Origin of the sequence: Nitrosopumilus sp. (genome assembly GCF_025698945.1) — an archaeon.
Taxonomy (GTDB): domain Archaea; phylum Thermoproteota; class Nitrososphaeria; order Nitrososphaerales; family Nitrosopumilaceae; genus Nitrosopumilus.
In genome coordinates this window covers 21,920-36,370 of the sequence record NZ_JAILWM010000004.1, presented here as the reverse complement: position 1 = coordinate 36,370, position 14,451 = coordinate 21,920, and the positions used below count along the sequence as shown (strand labels likewise).

Here is a 14,451-nt window from a genome sequence, read left to right as displayed (position 1 = left end):
AGCTCTTTATGGGTTATCTGAATATTTTTTTTATGAAGCCTTTTGTGTTATGGATGACTGGTCTTCCTTGTTCAGGAAAGACTACAATTGTCAAAGATCTTCAAAAAGACATTCCAAATTTGGCCATGCTTGATGGTGATGAACTACGAGAATGGTTCTCCCCAAAAGATTTCTCAAAAGCAGGACGTGATGAACATAACAAAAAAGTTGCTCATTTAGCAAAACTATTACTAAAACACGGAGTCCCAAGTGCAGTATCTCTAGTATCTCCATATGTTGAAAATAGAGAAAATGCTCGAGAAATAATCAATGCTGGTGATCAATTTGCAGAATGTTATGTGAAATGTTCACTTGAAAAATGTGAAGAACGGGATGTTAAAGGAATGTATGCCAAGGCTAGAAAAGGAGAAATCAAAGGATTTACAGGAATCGATGATCCTTACGAGTCTCCAGAAAAAGCAGATCTAGTAATTGATACAGAACATGAACCATTATCAGAAAGTGCAAACAAAGTAAAAGAATTCCTCAAAAGTAGAAATCTTCTATAATTTTTTAAATTCTTCAATTATTTTATTATGCAATAATCCATTTGTAACTATAATTCCATTTAGGTGATGAACTTCTTTGTTATTGTAGGTAAGATCATTTCCTAAGATATCTGTCATTTTTCCACCTGCCTCATTAATAATACAATAGGAGGCAGCTGAATCCCACTCTTTCATTTTATCTGTTGTAGTAATATAGACATCAGCTTCTCCCGAACTAATTTTTCCTACTTTTAGAGAACTGCCAACACTTGTAAAATAATTAATGCCTAATTCTTTGATAAACAATTTTTCTTTGTCCGATAAATGATGCCTGGATCCTACTGCTTTACACTTTGTGAGATCTGCAACTTTAGAAACTTGTATCTTTTGCCATTCTCTATTTGAATATCTAAATGCCCCTTTTCCTTTTTGTGCAATAAACAAAGTCTTTTCAGTTGGCCAGTTAATTACTCCGAGAATTGGTTTTTTATTTTTCACCAAAGCAATCATGACAGTAAATTCTCCTGTCCTGTCAATAAAATCAGAAGTTCCATCAAGAGGATCAACTATCCAAATCATTTCCTTTCCTAATCTGGATTGGTTATCATCATCTTCTTCTGATAATATTTCATATTGTGTCTGTGATAGAATTTTTTTTATAATCTCATTGCTTTTGATATCTGCTTTAGTTATTGGCGAATTATCGCTCTTTATTTTAGAATCAAATTCTTCTTTGTAAATCTCTAAAATTGCATCTCCTGCCCTAGTTGCAGCTTCAATTGCAATATCTAATTCAGAAAACTTATCTGAAATTGGTAGATTTTTCAATTAAACTAACCTAAGTTGTCAATTCTGGTTTTAAGGTCCATACAATTCCTAGAACAATAAATGGAATAGACATTACTCCAATAATTCCCAGTATGGTATTAAATTGCGATTCTGAAACTTCTGGATTATTTACTATCCAAGGTAAGGGCAAAGTTATGATTATCCAAATAATTCCTAAAAGTATAATTAATTTTGCTTTAGTTTTTCTATCCTTCATCATAATATATTCCTCTGAGTTGTATTAAATCCATATGAAATCATTTTATTGATTCTCCACCGTCTACAGTTAAAATTGCACCTGTAGTCCATGATGCTTCATCTGATACAAAATAAAGTGCAGCTGCAGCAATTTCTTCAGGCTTGCCAATTCGCCCTATTGGATGTTCATTATCCATGAATTCTTTATCTTTTTGAGTCTTCAAAAATGGAGTTGTCATATCAGTATCTACAACACCTGGACAAATACAATTTACTCGAATCTTGTCTTTAGCATATTCCAAAGCCCAACATTTAGTTAGTAAGATTAATGCTGCTTTTGATGCAGAATAAGCATCTGCATTAAAACCCTGATATGCTTTTAATCCAGCATCTGATGATATGTTAACAATAGATCCGTTTGTTTTCTGCAAATGAGGAATTGCCTCTTTTGTAAATCTAAACTGTCCGGTTAGATTCACATCCAAAACTTCATTCCAATCATCTTCATCTATCTCGTGAACTGGTTTTATCATTGGAAAAATCCCTGCATTATTTACAAGAATATCTAATCTTCCAAATTTTTCTAAAATCTTTTCAATGACATTTTTCACGTCGTTTTTATTTTTGATATCGGCAGGAATTCCTACTGCATTAGAAATTTCTAAAGCAGATTTTTTTATCCTATCAGAGTCTTTTGATGTAATAATCACAGTAGCTCCATTTTCTGAGAATTTTTTTGCAATTGCAAATCCTATCCCACGACTCCCTCCAGTAACAAGTGCAACTTTTCCTGATAAACTCAATATTATTTTCAATGATTTTAGTAATTTAAGCTCAATTAAATAATAAATAGGCAGAAAATTTTTCATAAAATATAATAAAATTATAAATTTTTTTATATAAAATTTTAAATAGTTAAACTTCCTATAGTAATTAATGCCGAAGGATATAATTCCTATCGACTAAAATCGCGTGACCCCGCAGAACGAAAAAGGTAATCTGACGTTTTAACGTCAGAAAAGAGAGGAAATCTCTCAGTGTTCTGCAGTTAGGGGGTTACGCCTTTCCTATATTTGTAAAATATCCACCGATACCGATCCTTTCACATTTCCATTTGGATTAATTGTGATTGTGATCTCGCTATCTTCATAAATCAAAATATCCTTCAACCCTTCATATTCCCACGTAAAATACTCTGAAATTCCAGTTTGATGTGCTGTTCCTTTAAGCCTAAAATCTTCATGAAAATTCAAATTTTTACCCACTAATGTAATTGATAATATCTCTGGGCTGCTTCCATTAGGAACAAATCTGAAAACATATTCTCCTCTTGAGGCTGTAAATGAATCAGTAAAAATTCCATTTTTGTAGATTCCTAAATCTGCCATTGTTGAATGAAAGACAATATTGTTTTTCTTCTCAGATGGCTGTGCTGAAAAAATTACTAGAAAAACAATGATCACAACTGGAATAACAATGAGAAATTTCTTTGTGACCATAATTATCTTAATCCTATAAAAAAAATACTTAAATAGATATTCCTAGTCGTTAAATTTACTAAAATGACAAAATGTCCACTTTGCGGAGAATCATTAATTCAAGACTCAATTCTGGATACGCATATTAGAAAAATCCACCCACAAAGAAAGTTAATTCCTAACATCTAATTCTTGTTAGTCAAATTTAATGTCCGGTTAACCAATCTTCACACCTGATATTAAGTACAATTTCTTAAAACAAACTTATGCCCAATATATCTAACAAGTGGTCAAAACCACCTCAACCAAGTATTTCTGAAAAAATTAATGATACAATTAAACCAAAAGGGGCTTTAAAACCAAGAGTACAAGAAGGAATTAAAAAATTACAATTACAAATTAAAAAATTAGATTCTATGCTTGAGAACCTAAAGCAAAGAGATACAAAATTATTTCAAAGAATTGTTGAGGCAACCCAAAATCATGATACCCAAACTAGTAGAGTACTTGGAAATGAATTAGCAGAAGTAAGAAAAGTTACAAAAATTCTAAGTGGTGCAAGAATTGCATTAGAACAAATTGAATTACGATTAACCACATGCAGTGATCTTGGAGATACTGTTGTTGCTATCATGCCAACTATGGGTCTAATGAAAAATCTCAAATCGTCATTAGGTAAAATTATGCCAGGAGCAGAACAAGAGATCAATCAAATGGCAGAGATGCTTGGTGGATTTATGACAGAAAGTTTCTCTGGTGATGCAGCATTTGGACTAGATGAAACTACAAATCTAGAATCTGAGAAAATTCTCAAAGAGGCAGCTGCTGTTGCAGAAAGTTCAACAGGTCAGATGTTTCCATCAGTACCATCTGATACAAATACCTCTACACTTTCGTCTAATTCATCAAAATTTTACTAAAATTCTTTAACTTTCAAGAGTTTCTTTTGACTCTTTGATCTGTCTAACTCTATTTCCTTCATTATCAATAACTCTATCAATACCTGATAATTTCTCTCTTAAGTTATTGATAATATTTCCAACCTCATCAGCCTCGCTCTCTACTTTTTGTCTCTTATTTGCTAATTCTCTAATCCCTCTATTTTCTTCTTCAATGTATTCGCTAACTTTTTGAAGTTTTTCTTTAAGATTTTTAATGTCAACTGATTCTTCTTCAATATCTTTTTCTAGATTAGTTCTCTTTTCTTTCAGATTTCGTATCATCAAACCTACATAATCAATTGCTTCCTCTAATTTAGCACGTTTATCAATTAATTCTCCAATACCAATTTCACTAGTGGATTCTTCTCTAGACACAGTTTCTTTAGATGATTCCTCAACTCTTTCTTCAACCATCTCTTCACCCTCTTCTTTTTTGAATTTATCAAACATTTTATGATTTTCTTTTAAAATTGGGAATAAAAAGTTATTATGAATCTCAAAGCTGACCTTGTGAATGATTTTTTGTCTATTAAAGAAAATATGACATCTTTTTACAAATATTCAAACTAAATTAGAAATTATTGGATTTTCTCAATTATAGAATTTTTTAAAATGACAAATTTACCTATAACCTAGATTATTCCAAAAATTCTTCCGGTATGGGATGAATTTGAGATTATAATACTAATTATTCTAGAAAAATGATCTGTAAATTTGAAACAATATTTCAATTTCCTATTTTTCTCCTAATTAGCCACTTTTTTGAGATTTCTTTTGATTTCTAACTTTTGATTTTCAAATGCTAATAATTGATTTCTTTTGATTTCTAACTGGGTTTTTAAACCTAAAATGATTGAAACTCATTTTTTGAAGAAATTTTTAAAAAATTGAAGTAAAAAATTTGGAATACCTCGTTCTTTATATACTAAAATTAATGTAAATTGTGCTATTTCTATTAAGTTGAATTAATTTTTTCCAAAAAATAACTATTAATCCTTTTTTTAAAAAAATTAGAATTTTTTAGATGTTTTTTTAGGAATGATTTTTCTTGAAATTTGTCTCCCGCATTAAAAATGGCAAAAATCTTGCCATTTTTTTACATGAAATGGCTGTTCCGCTTTGTGTTCCGCTTTGAAGTTTCAAAATGTCCCTCATAAACTAAGTAGTTCTATACTAAGACATGTCAAAACAACAATACAGGTCCGAAATGGGCATAATGGGTGATATCTTAGACGTTACCGCCGATGGTGGTCGTAATGGAGTCATTGTATCTGCAATCTCTCGCAAAGCCAACCTATCTCACTATGCAGTACTAGACAAATGTGAGAAACTGGTAGAAGCAGGCTTAGTCGAATCCGTCAAAAATGATAGGAATAGAGTCTTTTTGATTACTGAAAAAGGACTTCAATTTTTCCAGGAATTTAAGCGGTTCCAGGGATTAGTGGAGAGCATGAATCTAAGGTACTGATCTTATGAATCCAGAAATCGTGACTATTCACAGGAAAGAGTCTCTTCGAGAGGATGGAATGCTTTTTGTAAGGACTGAGGGTATCCTCGAAACAATGGTTAGAGCACCTTTGTTAATCACTGGCTTAATTGTTGTAGCCTTAACGATACCACTTCAGACCTCATTCAGTACTACTCGAATGCTTGATCTAACTCTATACTCAGATGGTTCTGCTCATATCTCTGCTCAGATAGATGTGGATCCTTTGCAACCCGATTTTGAGGTTAATCTATTTGGCTCATCAATTGATAACTTTGTAGCAGTTGGAGAAAATGGATTTTTGCTATCTAGTGAAATAAATTCAGATACTGCTACCATTGATACATTTGGTTCATCATTAATTACAATTGATTATGATATTCATGATTTAATTTCAAAAGAAGGAAGAGTTTGGACCTTTTCTCTTGACTCTCCTACAGATTATTCATTACTTATGCCTCCTAACACCATTATTGTTGGATTAAATGCATTACCAACTAACATGATAATTAAAAATGATCAAACTAAACTTGAACTAGGAAGTGGATTATCTGAGATAAATTACATATTTGGAACAACAACCCCTCCAACAACAACCCCTCCAACAACAACCCCTCCAACAACAACTCCTGATCTACCTTTACTTGAAAATAATGCCTTTGCTATGATTGGAATTCCTATCGCTGCAGCTGCAGCAGTAATAATAATGATCAAAAGAAAACAATCAAAATCTTCATCTGTACTACAATCTGAAATTCCAGAATCTAAAACAAAAATTGATCCAGCGGAGATTGAAACAATTTTCAATCTAAGACCTGACATGCGTGAAGATGACAAAGAAATTGTAAAATTTATTTCAGAAAATGGCGGTCAGGTATTAGAAAGTGAACTCAGAAAGAAATTTCTTCAACCTAGAACAACCATGTGGAGAGCAGTAAAAAGATTAGAAAGACAAGGTGTAATTGAAATTTCTAAAAAAGATCTACAAAATTTGGTAAAACTAAAAAAAGAAATGGAGGCTGAAGAATGAAATCTATAACAACCTTTAGTCTATTGATTTTAGTTGCAAGTATGGTATTTGGTGGAATGACAAACAGTATCTATGCTCAAGATGATCCTGCAATTCTCTTAAAACTAGCTAAACGTGCCCAAAACCAAATTGAAAACCAAATCTCTTCTGATTCCCCAGATAAAATTAAGAAATTATTTAATGAAGGCATTCATGAAGTTAATGCATTAGAAAAAGCAATAAGAAATGATGATGTTGATTCAGCTAAAGATCATTTTCTTTTAGCAATGAAGATCTTTACTGAAATCTCTAGATATTCTCCTCCATCTGACGTTGCTACTGAAACAACTGCTTCTGATATTGCCCCTAAAACAACATCAGAATCTAAACACCAAAATGTTAAAGATCCATCAAATGATATTCAGAGATTACAAGTATATGTTAACAGTCTAAAAACAATTGCCAAAAAATACAATACATCTATTGATTTTACTCAACTTGATGAACTATTTTCAATTTCTAGACAACAAATCAGTAATCATGAATTTGTTCAAGCATTAGAAACACTTCAAGAAATTAAGGAGACTATTATCGAAATTAATAAACAAATTCGAGAAGAAGCAACAAAAAAAGAATCTCAACGTGCTAAAGAATATGCTCAGCAATACCTAGAGCAACTAGATAGATTGATTGAAAATGCAAAAAAACAAGATCTATCTGATGAAATAATTCAAAAACTCGAGAATGCCAAAGAAAATCTCTCATCAGCAGATAATCCAAGTGAAATTGTGGAACAAATTAGGAAAATCATCTCAATTAAAGACCAGTTTGAATTAACAAAAAATGATCGCCTTGAATCAAGAGTTTTGCAAGTCGAAAAAACTCTATTGAGATTATCTCAAATTGATCAAGTTGATCAAGATGCTATAGTCAATGCTAAAAACACACTAAACAGTATTAAACGAAGTTTATCTGACGGAGAGATCGATGTAGCAAATGATCTTCTAAGAAATCTAGCAAAGCAGTTAGAAGAAATTAAAAATTCACTATAAAATAATATCATAAACTTCATATACATTTTCTAAACAGCATGAGCATGGCTTCTAAAACAATTACAGTGGGCGTTGGAATTCCAATGATAGTTGTTGGAGCTTTAATGGCATGGTTATGGGCACCAATTGAAGGAATTTTCCAGAATCAAGTAGAATTAATTGGAAGTACTATTGGAATTTTGGGTGTAGTGTTTTTCATTTCAGGTTTATTTTATTCAAAAGAACCTGTATTACATTAAAAGAAATCCCATTGAATAAATAATGAAAAAAAATACTATTGTTACTTGAAAGTAAGATTATTTGAGATATTTACATCTGTAGAAGGAGAAGGAATACTTTATGGCACAAAAACACTTTTTGTAAGACTTGCTGGATGTCCATTTACATGTTATTACTGTGATACTAAAGAATCACTTCCAATGAATTCTGGAAAAGAATATTCAATTGAGGATGCAAATCAACTAATTGATAATAATCTAAAAAATCAAACATACAAAGTGAATTTCACAGGAGGTGACCCATTAATTCAACATGAAGCTGTTGCACAACTTGCAAAACACATTCAAATGAAAAAAATTCCGACATACCTTGAATCTTCATGTTTTGATATTGATAGATTTAATCATGTTTTGCCCTTTATTGATATTGTAAAAATAGAATTTAAGACAAAAGATTCTGAATTTGTTGATTCCCAACATTATGATAAATTAATAGATCATACGATGAAATGTCTAATCTCATCAGTCAAAGAAAATAAAACAACTTATATCAAAATTGTTGTAAGCTCAAAAACCTCTCTTGATGATTTTAGAGAACTTGTAAATCAAATTTTTAAAAACATTTCAAAAGATGATATTGATGGTTTTATCATTCAACCTACATATGGCATTTCAGAACCATCTTTGGAACTTTTACTAGAATTGTATGATATAGTGTATCCTCATTATATTGATGTTAAAGTTGTTCCTCAATTACACAAATTTATTGGTGCTCCATAAAATTACCACCTGCCTAAAAAACAGCTTAGGTTCAAATACTAGAAAAATTCCATGTCATTATCCATGGATGAAGAACGTGTAAAAAAACTCGTAAGAGAATTAATTATTGAAGTTGGAGAAGATCCTACTCGTGAAGGATTACGAGAAACTCCAGAAAGAATTGCAGATATGTATAAAGAAATTTTTGGCGGTTATGATTCTGATTCTGAATTATCTGTACAATTCTCAGAAGATTCAGGTGTGGTTATAGCAAGAGATATTCAATTTTATTCAATGTGTGAACACCATATGTTGCCATTTTTTGGGAAAATCCACATTGCATATTCTCCAAATGGCAGAGTTTTTGGAATTTCTAAACTAGTTAGATTGGTTGAAAAATATTCAAAGAGATTACAAATTCAAGAACGGTTGACAAAAAATATTGCTGATGAGCTATTTTCTCAAGGAGTTAAAGGAGTTGTTGTATTAGCAGATGCAGAACATCTATGTATGAAAATGCGAGGTGTTAGAAATGATGCTGTTCTTTCTTCTTCAGCATTTAGAGGTATTTATGAAAATAAAGAAGAAAATGAGAGTATAATGAATCTAATACGAAAACGTGCCTCAAATTCATCTTTTTAACCATACTGAAAAATTAAATAATGAATCTTTTTTGATCAGAGTTATGGGAGCACATCCTAATGTCCATATTCCAAAAGAATCTTGGCCTAGTTGGACATGGTATGCAATTGAATTTGGAATTGTTCTTGCAGTTTCAATGTTATCATCAAGGGAAATTACAAATTCATTTGAAGGATTATCTCCTGAATTACAAAACTATGTGTTTATGGGAATTGTTGGAATAGTATTCTTAGTTTGGTATATTGGAATTAGAGGTTTTATTCTAAAAAAGAAAATTCTTCGTAATAGCTATTCTAATTAATTCAAATATTTTGTTTTATCATTAATACCAGCTTTTTCAAATGCAATTTTTCTATTATTGCATGATTCACAATTTCCACAATGATATTTTTTATTTGAATAGCAACTCCATGTTTTAAAGATAGAGTCACCCAACACCTTGATCCCTGATTTTAATAAATCACTTTTTGAAAACCCTTTACGATATGGAGACCAAATTTCTATTTTTTGTCGTATTTGTGAATTTATTCCATCTATTTCCCCTTGGTTAAAAGCTGATTCTAGTTTTTTTGCAAAAATTGGTCTACAATCTGGATAATGACTGTCACCCGTATGTGCTCCGTATGCAACCAATTGAGCATCCAGTGAGTAAGCCCATGCTGAAGCAATTGACAAAAACACCGCATTTCTAATTGGTACCACAATTGAATATTCAAATTCACTAGGAATCTTTCTTTTTGTACTTGTTAATACATTAGAATCACCATACAAATTTTTCATAAAACCAATGTCAATTATTTTATGATCTCTTAATTTCAATTTTTTTGCAAATTCTTTCGCTGCTTTAATTTCCATACTTGCCTTTTGACCATAAGAAAATGTAATCCCATACAAATCATATTTTGATTTTAGAATTGAAACTGCACAGACAGAATCAACTCCGCCACTAAAAACTATGACTGCTTTTTTCATAAATTATCACATTACTATTTTCTCTTATCTGCTGAACCTTTACTTGGTTTACAGATTATGGTTTTGCATTTTGTATTTGCACTTGCAAATCCTTTAGACATTTCTAAACAAATTTTTTTCAAATTTGATGAGCTTTTTGCAAATGCTATGACTGAAGGCCCTGCACCACTAATTGTTACACCTAAAGCACCAGCTTTTATGGCATTTTGCTTAACTTTGGAAAATCCGGGTATCATATGTTGCCTTGCAGGCTCTACAATTACATCTTTAATTGAATTCCCAATAATATCTGAATCCTTTTTCATAAACCCTGCAACTATTGCTGCAGCATTAGATAGATTCAAGATACTATCTGTTAATTTGATCTTTTTAGGAATTACACCTCTTGATACTTTTGTTTTCTTTTTTGGAACGACTAATTCTGGAACTGCAATACACATTCTAAGATTTGTTGGAGGTTCTATTCTAATTACATCAAGTGGAGTGGTTTTTACAATTACAAATCCACCTAATACTGAAGCTGCTACGTTGTCATAATGTACTGATCCAGCACTTGCTTTTTCACCATAACCAGCAAATTCCACTAATGAGTTACCATCAAGATTTAATCTAAATAATTTATCAAATGCAACTGCTGTTGCAGCTGCTGAAGCTGCACTACTTCCCATTCCAAATCCAGCAGGAACTCCTTTTTTTATTTTGATTTCAATACCATCTTTAATTTTGAATTTATCTTTCATATTTTTTACAACTAATCCTGCTGTATTATTTTCAGGATTTGTAGGAACGTTATCATCTGTAACTATTGTAATTCCTTTTTTTATTTTTGTTAATGTAATTTCATCATAAAATGCATCAATTGCCAATCCAAACACATCAAATCCTGGGCCCAGATTTGCAGTTGATGATGGTGCTTTAACGGTGATTTTTGATACCAACTAATCTTCTACCTCCTCACCCAAGTTAAGAATTCTGCTCAAAGCACCTTCAAGATTAACTAATCCATCACCTGTAACATTGGATATTGGAATTAGTCCTTGAGCAAATCCCCCTAGGTTAAGCCCACGTAAAATATTGGTGGTTAATGAATAGGTATCTCCATCTGTATCTTTAGCAAGTGCATTCTCTAATGTACTCAAACTTGTTGACCATTTGAGAATGTCATTTAATCGTTCTCCAATAAGATCAGTCTTTGTTACAACATTAATTGTTGGTAAATTTAATCGAAGTCTAATTGAAGTAGCAAGAAGTGCAATTGATACAAAATTTACTGGAGTAGTAATTAGAGCTCCATCAAACAAAAAAATACTAGTTTTTTCATCTGTAGAAATATTTTCTACAATAAAACGACCACTAGATCTATATGCAAATAATTCAATTTGTCCTGGCGTATCGACAATTAAATAATCTGGGTTAATTCTATTCACTTCATTTTGAATATCATCAATTTTTGATGCGATTATATCATTTGCCATTATCAAAGCACCGTTAGGACCAAGTTCATATTGTTGCATAATTGATAACATATCCACATAATCTCTAGCATCAACATCACATGTGTATGGTAAACTTTCAACTCCAGGATCTAAATTTAGAACAGCAGAAAATGCTCCATTTTTTGTGTAATAATCGTATAGCTTTGACGTTAGTGATGATTTTCCTGAACCTGCAGTACCTGAAATAAAAATTGTTTTCAATCCGTCTAATTTTCTTAAATTGCTTATATTTCAAACTACTTGCTAATCTTAAACACTCTAAGAAAATGCCAAAATGGACATGAGAATAATCAAAAAATTCCACTTTGACTTTATTCTACTAATTTAGATTCAATTTGTGATTCAAAGTACATTAGAAAAGGAAGATTATCTCAAAGATCTAGTTGTAAAACTTCTTCAAGAAAAAAATCTATCTGAATTTGACAAGCTAGAATTGCTATTCTCTGAGATAAAACTAGAACTACAAACCCAAGAATAAGAAATCATCAAAAATCTTATTTTTTTAAAAAACTATGCCTAATTCTAGGCGTAAAATTTCTTGTGACTGAACATCTATCAACTTTCATATTTGATTCCCCAAAAAACTCATCAAATGAACTGGAGACTAGTAATTGTACCTGTTACATTAATTCCCATCTTCGTAATTGCTATTCAATTTGATATTCAATTAGAAGATGTACTGGCAATTGGCTTTTTTCCATTTTTAGGTGCAGTTATTGCAATGATGATAAAACTGGGTCTTCAGGGAATAAAATTTGCATATATTGCAAGAAAATATCTTGGAAGTTTTGATTCTTTTTGGAAATTAACTGGTGTTCGAGTTGGTAGTGAATTTATCAAATTTACCACTCCGATGTTTGTAGGAGCAGAATTTATTGTACTTTATTATTTGCACAAAAAGGGAATAAAGGCTTCAAAATCTGCATGGATTGCTATTATGGATATTGTAACTGAAGTATTTGCTGCAGGTCTCTTGTCTATCATAGCAGGAATTATCGCATTAATGAATGGAGCATATTTAGTTGCAGCCATTATCTTAGCTACAAGTATTGTTGTAACATCTTTGTGGTTGGTAATGTTTTTCCTATCTTCTGTACATATGTTCCAAGTTCCAAAAGTTTTAGCAAATCTTGTAATAAAATTAGGAAAAGCAAAAGGGAGTAAATATATTGATAAAACAAACATTTGGATGGAAGAAGTTTGCACTATGAGCAAAGAAAACTTAAAAACTTCTGAATCCAAAAAAATCTTTACAATATCATTCTTTTTTTCACTGGTATCGTGGTCATTTTATGGAATATCATTTATGATCATTGCAATGGGTACAGGATATGTGATTAATGCATTTGATTCTATTATGGCAGTTATGGGTGCAAATGCTATTGGAAACTTGCCCATTACAGTTGGTGGTTCTGGATTGGCTGAATTTGGTATTGTAGCATATCTTAATAATCTGAATCCATTTGATTTTGATATTCCAAAGGGAGTTGTTGCTTGGGATGCCGTTATTGGTTGGAGAATTGCTACTTACTACGTTCCTATTGTAGTTACATGGCTGCTTTTAGTAAAATTAGCCTTGAGTAGAATATCAAAGCCACAAACTTGATAGAAACCACTTTATCATTAAACGATTTTTTTAATTTGTGGATTTCAAAAACAAAAATGTTCTAATCACTGGTGCATCTTCTGGTATTGGTAAAGAAACTGCAATAGAGTTTGCAAAACTTGGAGCAAATGTTATTTTAGTTGCTAGAAGAAAAGATAAACTCGAAGAAATAGAAACACAATTAAAAAAATTCCATATAACTACAATGGTTTTACAATGCGATGTATCAAAAAAAGATCAGGTAAGTGAAATATCAAAAATAGTTTTAGAAAAATTTGATTCTATAGATGTTCTAGTAAATAATGCTGGTTTTGCAATTTATGGTTCTGTATCTGAACTATCCATTGAAGAGATTGAATCTCAAATGGAAACCAATTATTTGGGCATGGTTTACTTTATCAAAAACTTTCTTCCATCAATGTTAGCAAAAAAATCTGGTCATATTGTTAATGTGGCATCTGTTGCTGCAAGTTTTGGGTTACCTGGAATTGCATCTTACTGTGCATCTAAGTTTGCAATGCTTGGATTCTCAGAGGGGCTTAAACATGAACTAAAAGGAACTGGAATTGGAATTACAGTAGTTAGTCCAATAATGGTTCGAACAAACTTCTTTGATCATCCTTCTTTTGAACAAATGCCTCAATATTCCTCAACTTCATTAAGTTCTAAAACAGTTGCAAAAGCAATTCTCAAGGCATCAACTTCTTCTAGATTAGAAATTATTGTTCCATCTGTTGTTAGAGGTGCAGTATGGCTAAAACACACTTTTCCATATTTTATTAATCCAATAATTGGAAAATCATTTAAAAAACAACTAGATTCAAAGAAATAGGTTTCAATTATTCTTCCAAATCATCATCTGTAGTCTCACTTGAGCCCACATCTAACATTTCTAATGATTTTAATTCAAATTGATAAATTGCATTCATTTCAATTTCTTTTTCTTTTTCAAGATACTCTGATACTTTTTTACTTAATGGTGCTTTGTGTTGATCAAATGTAAATTCATAGACAACACCTTTTTCAAGATCTTTCATTTTGATCTTTTTTGATAAATCCATGGTAACAATATGTCGTCCATCTTCTACAGGATCATACAACTGTGTGTCTATTTTGTTATCAGCATCATACAATTCAAGAATATAGCCTGTTTTTTTCATCTCTGTTGGTTTTTGAAATTTTGCGTTTTGGATCTCATCAGTAACCCAATCAGGAATGTCGTCTTTCTTTTTTACCATA

At 31.4% G+C, this 14,451-nt stretch carries 21 protein-coding genes; 12 read left to right on the top strand and 9 right to left on the bottom strand.

Annotation, left to right across the window (positions count from 1 at the left end; genetic code table 11):
• The first annotated feature begins 32 nt into the window (after positions 1 to 32).
• Entirely contained in the window at positions 33 to 548 is a 516-nt protein-coding gene (gene cysC / locus K5790_RS08430) for an adenylyl-sulfate kinase (RefSeq protein ID WP_297594142.1), read from the top strand.
• On the opposite strand, the gene K5790_RS08425 is transcribed toward cysC, so the two are convergent.
• The 4 genes from K5790_RS08425 to K5790_RS08410 form a co-directional block, all read right to left on the bottom strand.
• Complete coding sequence (locus tag K5790_RS08425) at positions 543 to 1,355, bottom strand: 3'(2'),5'-bisphosphate nucleotidase CysQ (RefSeq protein WP_297594141.1); 813 nt, start codon at positions 1,353 to 1,355, stop codon at positions 543 to 545. The two genes, cysC and K5790_RS08425, sit on opposite strands and share 6 nt — an antisense overlap.
• 10 nt (positions 1,356 to 1,365) lie before the next feature.
• The gene (locus tag K5790_RS08420; RefSeq protein ID WP_297594139.1) at positions 1,366 to 1,572 is read right to left on the bottom strand and encodes a hypothetical protein; all 207 of its coding nucleotides are present in this window, start codon (positions 1,570 to 1,572) and stop codon (positions 1,366 to 1,368) included.
• Between the two features lie 40 nt (positions 1,573 to 1,612).
• Positions 1,613 to 2,356, bottom strand: a complete 744-nt coding sequence (locus K5790_RS08415) for an SDR family NAD(P)-dependent oxidoreductase (RefSeq protein ID WP_297594137.1) — start codon at positions 2,354 to 2,356, stop codon at positions 1,613 to 1,615.
• 264 nt (positions 2,357 to 2,620) lie between these two features.
• Positions 2,621 to 3,052 carry a hypothetical protein gene (locus tag K5790_RS08410; RefSeq protein ID WP_297594135.1) on the bottom strand — a complete coding sequence of 144 codons (432 nt, stop codon included), beginning with the start codon at positions 3,050 to 3,052 and terminating at the stop codon, positions 2,621 to 2,623.
• A 245-nt stretch (positions 3,053 to 3,297) separates the two neighbouring features.
• Between K5790_RS08410 and K5790_RS08405 the strand changes: the two genes are divergently transcribed.
• Positions 3,298 to 3,951 (top strand): Snf7 family protein, encoded by a 654-nt coding sequence (locus K5790_RS08405; RefSeq protein WP_297594134.1) that lies wholly within the window; start codon positions 3,298 to 3,300, stop codon positions 3,949 to 3,951.
• Positions 3,952 to 3,957: 6 nt separating this feature from the next.
• Here the strand turns inward: K5790_RS08405 and K5790_RS08400 are convergent, their stop codons facing one another.
• Positions 3,958 to 4,422, bottom strand: a complete 465-nt coding sequence (locus K5790_RS08400) for a transcriptional regulator (protein WP_297594132.1) — start codon at positions 4,420 to 4,422, stop codon at positions 3,958 to 3,960.
• A 730-nt stretch (positions 4,423 to 5,152) separates the two neighbouring features.
• On the opposite strand from K5790_RS08400, the gene K5790_RS08395 reads away from it, so the two are divergent.
• The 7 genes from K5790_RS08395 (at position 5,153) to K5790_RS08365 (ending at position 9,439) form a co-directional block, all read left to right on the top strand.
• Positions 5,153 to 5,440 (top strand): winged helix-turn-helix domain-containing protein, encoded by a 288-nt coding sequence (locus tag K5790_RS08395; protein WP_297594131.1) that lies wholly within the window; start codon positions 5,153 to 5,155, stop codon positions 5,438 to 5,440.
• Between the two features lie 4 nt (positions 5,441 to 5,444).
• Complete coding sequence (locus K5790_RS08390) at positions 5,445 to 6,488, top strand: MarR family transcriptional regulator (protein ID WP_297594129.1); 1,044 nt, start codon at positions 5,445 to 5,447, stop codon at positions 6,486 to 6,488.
• Positions 6,485 to 7,519 carry a hypothetical protein gene (locus K5790_RS08385; RefSeq protein ID WP_297594127.1) on the top strand — a complete coding sequence of 345 codons (1,035 nt, stop codon included), beginning with the start codon at positions 6,485 to 6,487 and terminating at the stop codon, positions 7,517 to 7,519. The genes K5790_RS08390 and K5790_RS08385 overlap by 4 nt, the downstream gene beginning before the upstream one ends.
• A gap of 44 nt (positions 7,520 to 7,563) precedes the next feature.
• The gene (locus K5790_RS08380) at positions 7,564 to 7,758 is read left to right on the top strand and encodes a hypothetical protein (RefSeq protein WP_297594126.1); all 195 of its coding nucleotides are present in this window, start codon (positions 7,564 to 7,566) and stop codon (positions 7,756 to 7,758) included.
• A gap of 45 nt (positions 7,759 to 7,803) precedes the next feature.
• Complete coding sequence (locus K5790_RS08375; protein ID WP_297594124.1) at positions 7,804 to 8,517, top strand: 7-carboxy-7-deazaguanine synthase QueE; 714 nt, start codon at positions 7,804 to 7,806, stop codon at positions 8,515 to 8,517.
• A gap of 63 nt (positions 8,518 to 8,580) precedes the next feature.
• Positions 8,581 to 9,138 carry a GTP cyclohydrolase I FolE gene (gene folE / locus K5790_RS08370; protein WP_297594122.1) on the top strand — a complete coding sequence of 186 codons (558 nt, stop codon included), beginning with the start codon at positions 8,581 to 8,583 and terminating at the stop codon, positions 9,136 to 9,138.
• A 43-nt stretch (positions 9,139 to 9,181) separates the two neighbouring features.
• Positions 9,182 to 9,439 (top strand): hypothetical protein, encoded by a 258-nt coding sequence (locus tag K5790_RS08365; protein ID WP_297594120.1) that lies wholly within the window; start codon positions 9,182 to 9,184, stop codon positions 9,437 to 9,439.
• Here K5790_RS08365 and K5790_RS08360 read toward each other — a convergent pair.
• The 3 genes from K5790_RS08360 to K5790_RS08350 are packed head-to-tail and all read right to left on the bottom strand — an operon-like array spanning position 9,436 to position 11,807.
• Positions 9,436 to 10,110, bottom strand: coding sequence for a 7-cyano-7-deazaguanine synthase (locus tag K5790_RS08360; RefSeq protein ID WP_297594118.1), 675 nt, complete (start codon positions 10,108 to 10,110; stop codon positions 9,436 to 9,438). The two genes, K5790_RS08365 and K5790_RS08360, sit on opposite strands and share 4 nt — an antisense overlap.
• A gap of 14 nt (positions 10,111 to 10,124) precedes the next feature.
• Positions 10,125 to 11,048: a homoserine kinase gene (locus tag K5790_RS08355; RefSeq protein ID WP_297594116.1), complete on the bottom strand. Its 924-nt coding sequence runs from the start codon at positions 11,046 to 11,048 to the stop codon at positions 10,125 to 10,127.
• Positions 11,049 to 11,807 (bottom strand): ATP/GTP-binding protein, encoded by a 759-nt coding sequence (locus K5790_RS08350; RefSeq protein WP_297594114.1) that lies wholly within the window; start codon positions 11,805 to 11,807, stop codon positions 11,049 to 11,051.
• 136 nt (positions 11,808 to 11,943) lie between these two features.
• On the opposite strand from K5790_RS08350, the gene K5790_RS08345 reads away from it, so the two are divergent.
• From K5790_RS08345 to K5790_RS08335, 3 genes are all read left to right on the top strand, one after another.
• Positions 11,944 to 12,084: a hypothetical protein gene (locus K5790_RS08345; RefSeq protein WP_297594113.1), complete on the top strand. Its 141-nt coding sequence runs from the start codon at positions 11,944 to 11,946 to the stop codon at positions 12,082 to 12,084.
• A gap of 114 nt (positions 12,085 to 12,198) precedes the next feature.
• The gene (locus tag K5790_RS08340; RefSeq protein WP_297594112.1) at positions 12,199 to 13,212 is read left to right on the top strand and encodes a lysylphosphatidylglycerol synthase transmembrane domain-containing protein; all 1,014 of its coding nucleotides are present in this window, start codon (positions 12,199 to 12,201) and stop codon (positions 13,210 to 13,212) included.
• A gap of 37 nt (positions 13,213 to 13,249) precedes the next feature.
• Complete coding sequence (locus tag K5790_RS08335) at positions 13,250 to 14,044, top strand: SDR family oxidoreductase (protein WP_297594111.1); 795 nt, start codon at positions 13,250 to 13,252, stop codon at positions 14,042 to 14,044.
• A 7-nt stretch (positions 14,045 to 14,051) separates the two neighbouring features.
• Here K5790_RS08335 and K5790_RS08330 read toward each other — a convergent pair whose 3' ends face one another.
• Positions 14,052 to 14,450 (bottom strand): hypothetical protein, encoded by a 399-nt coding sequence (locus K5790_RS08330; RefSeq protein ID WP_297594110.1) that lies wholly within the window; start codon positions 14,448 to 14,450, stop codon positions 14,052 to 14,054.
• Position 14,451: the final 1 nt, after the last annotated feature.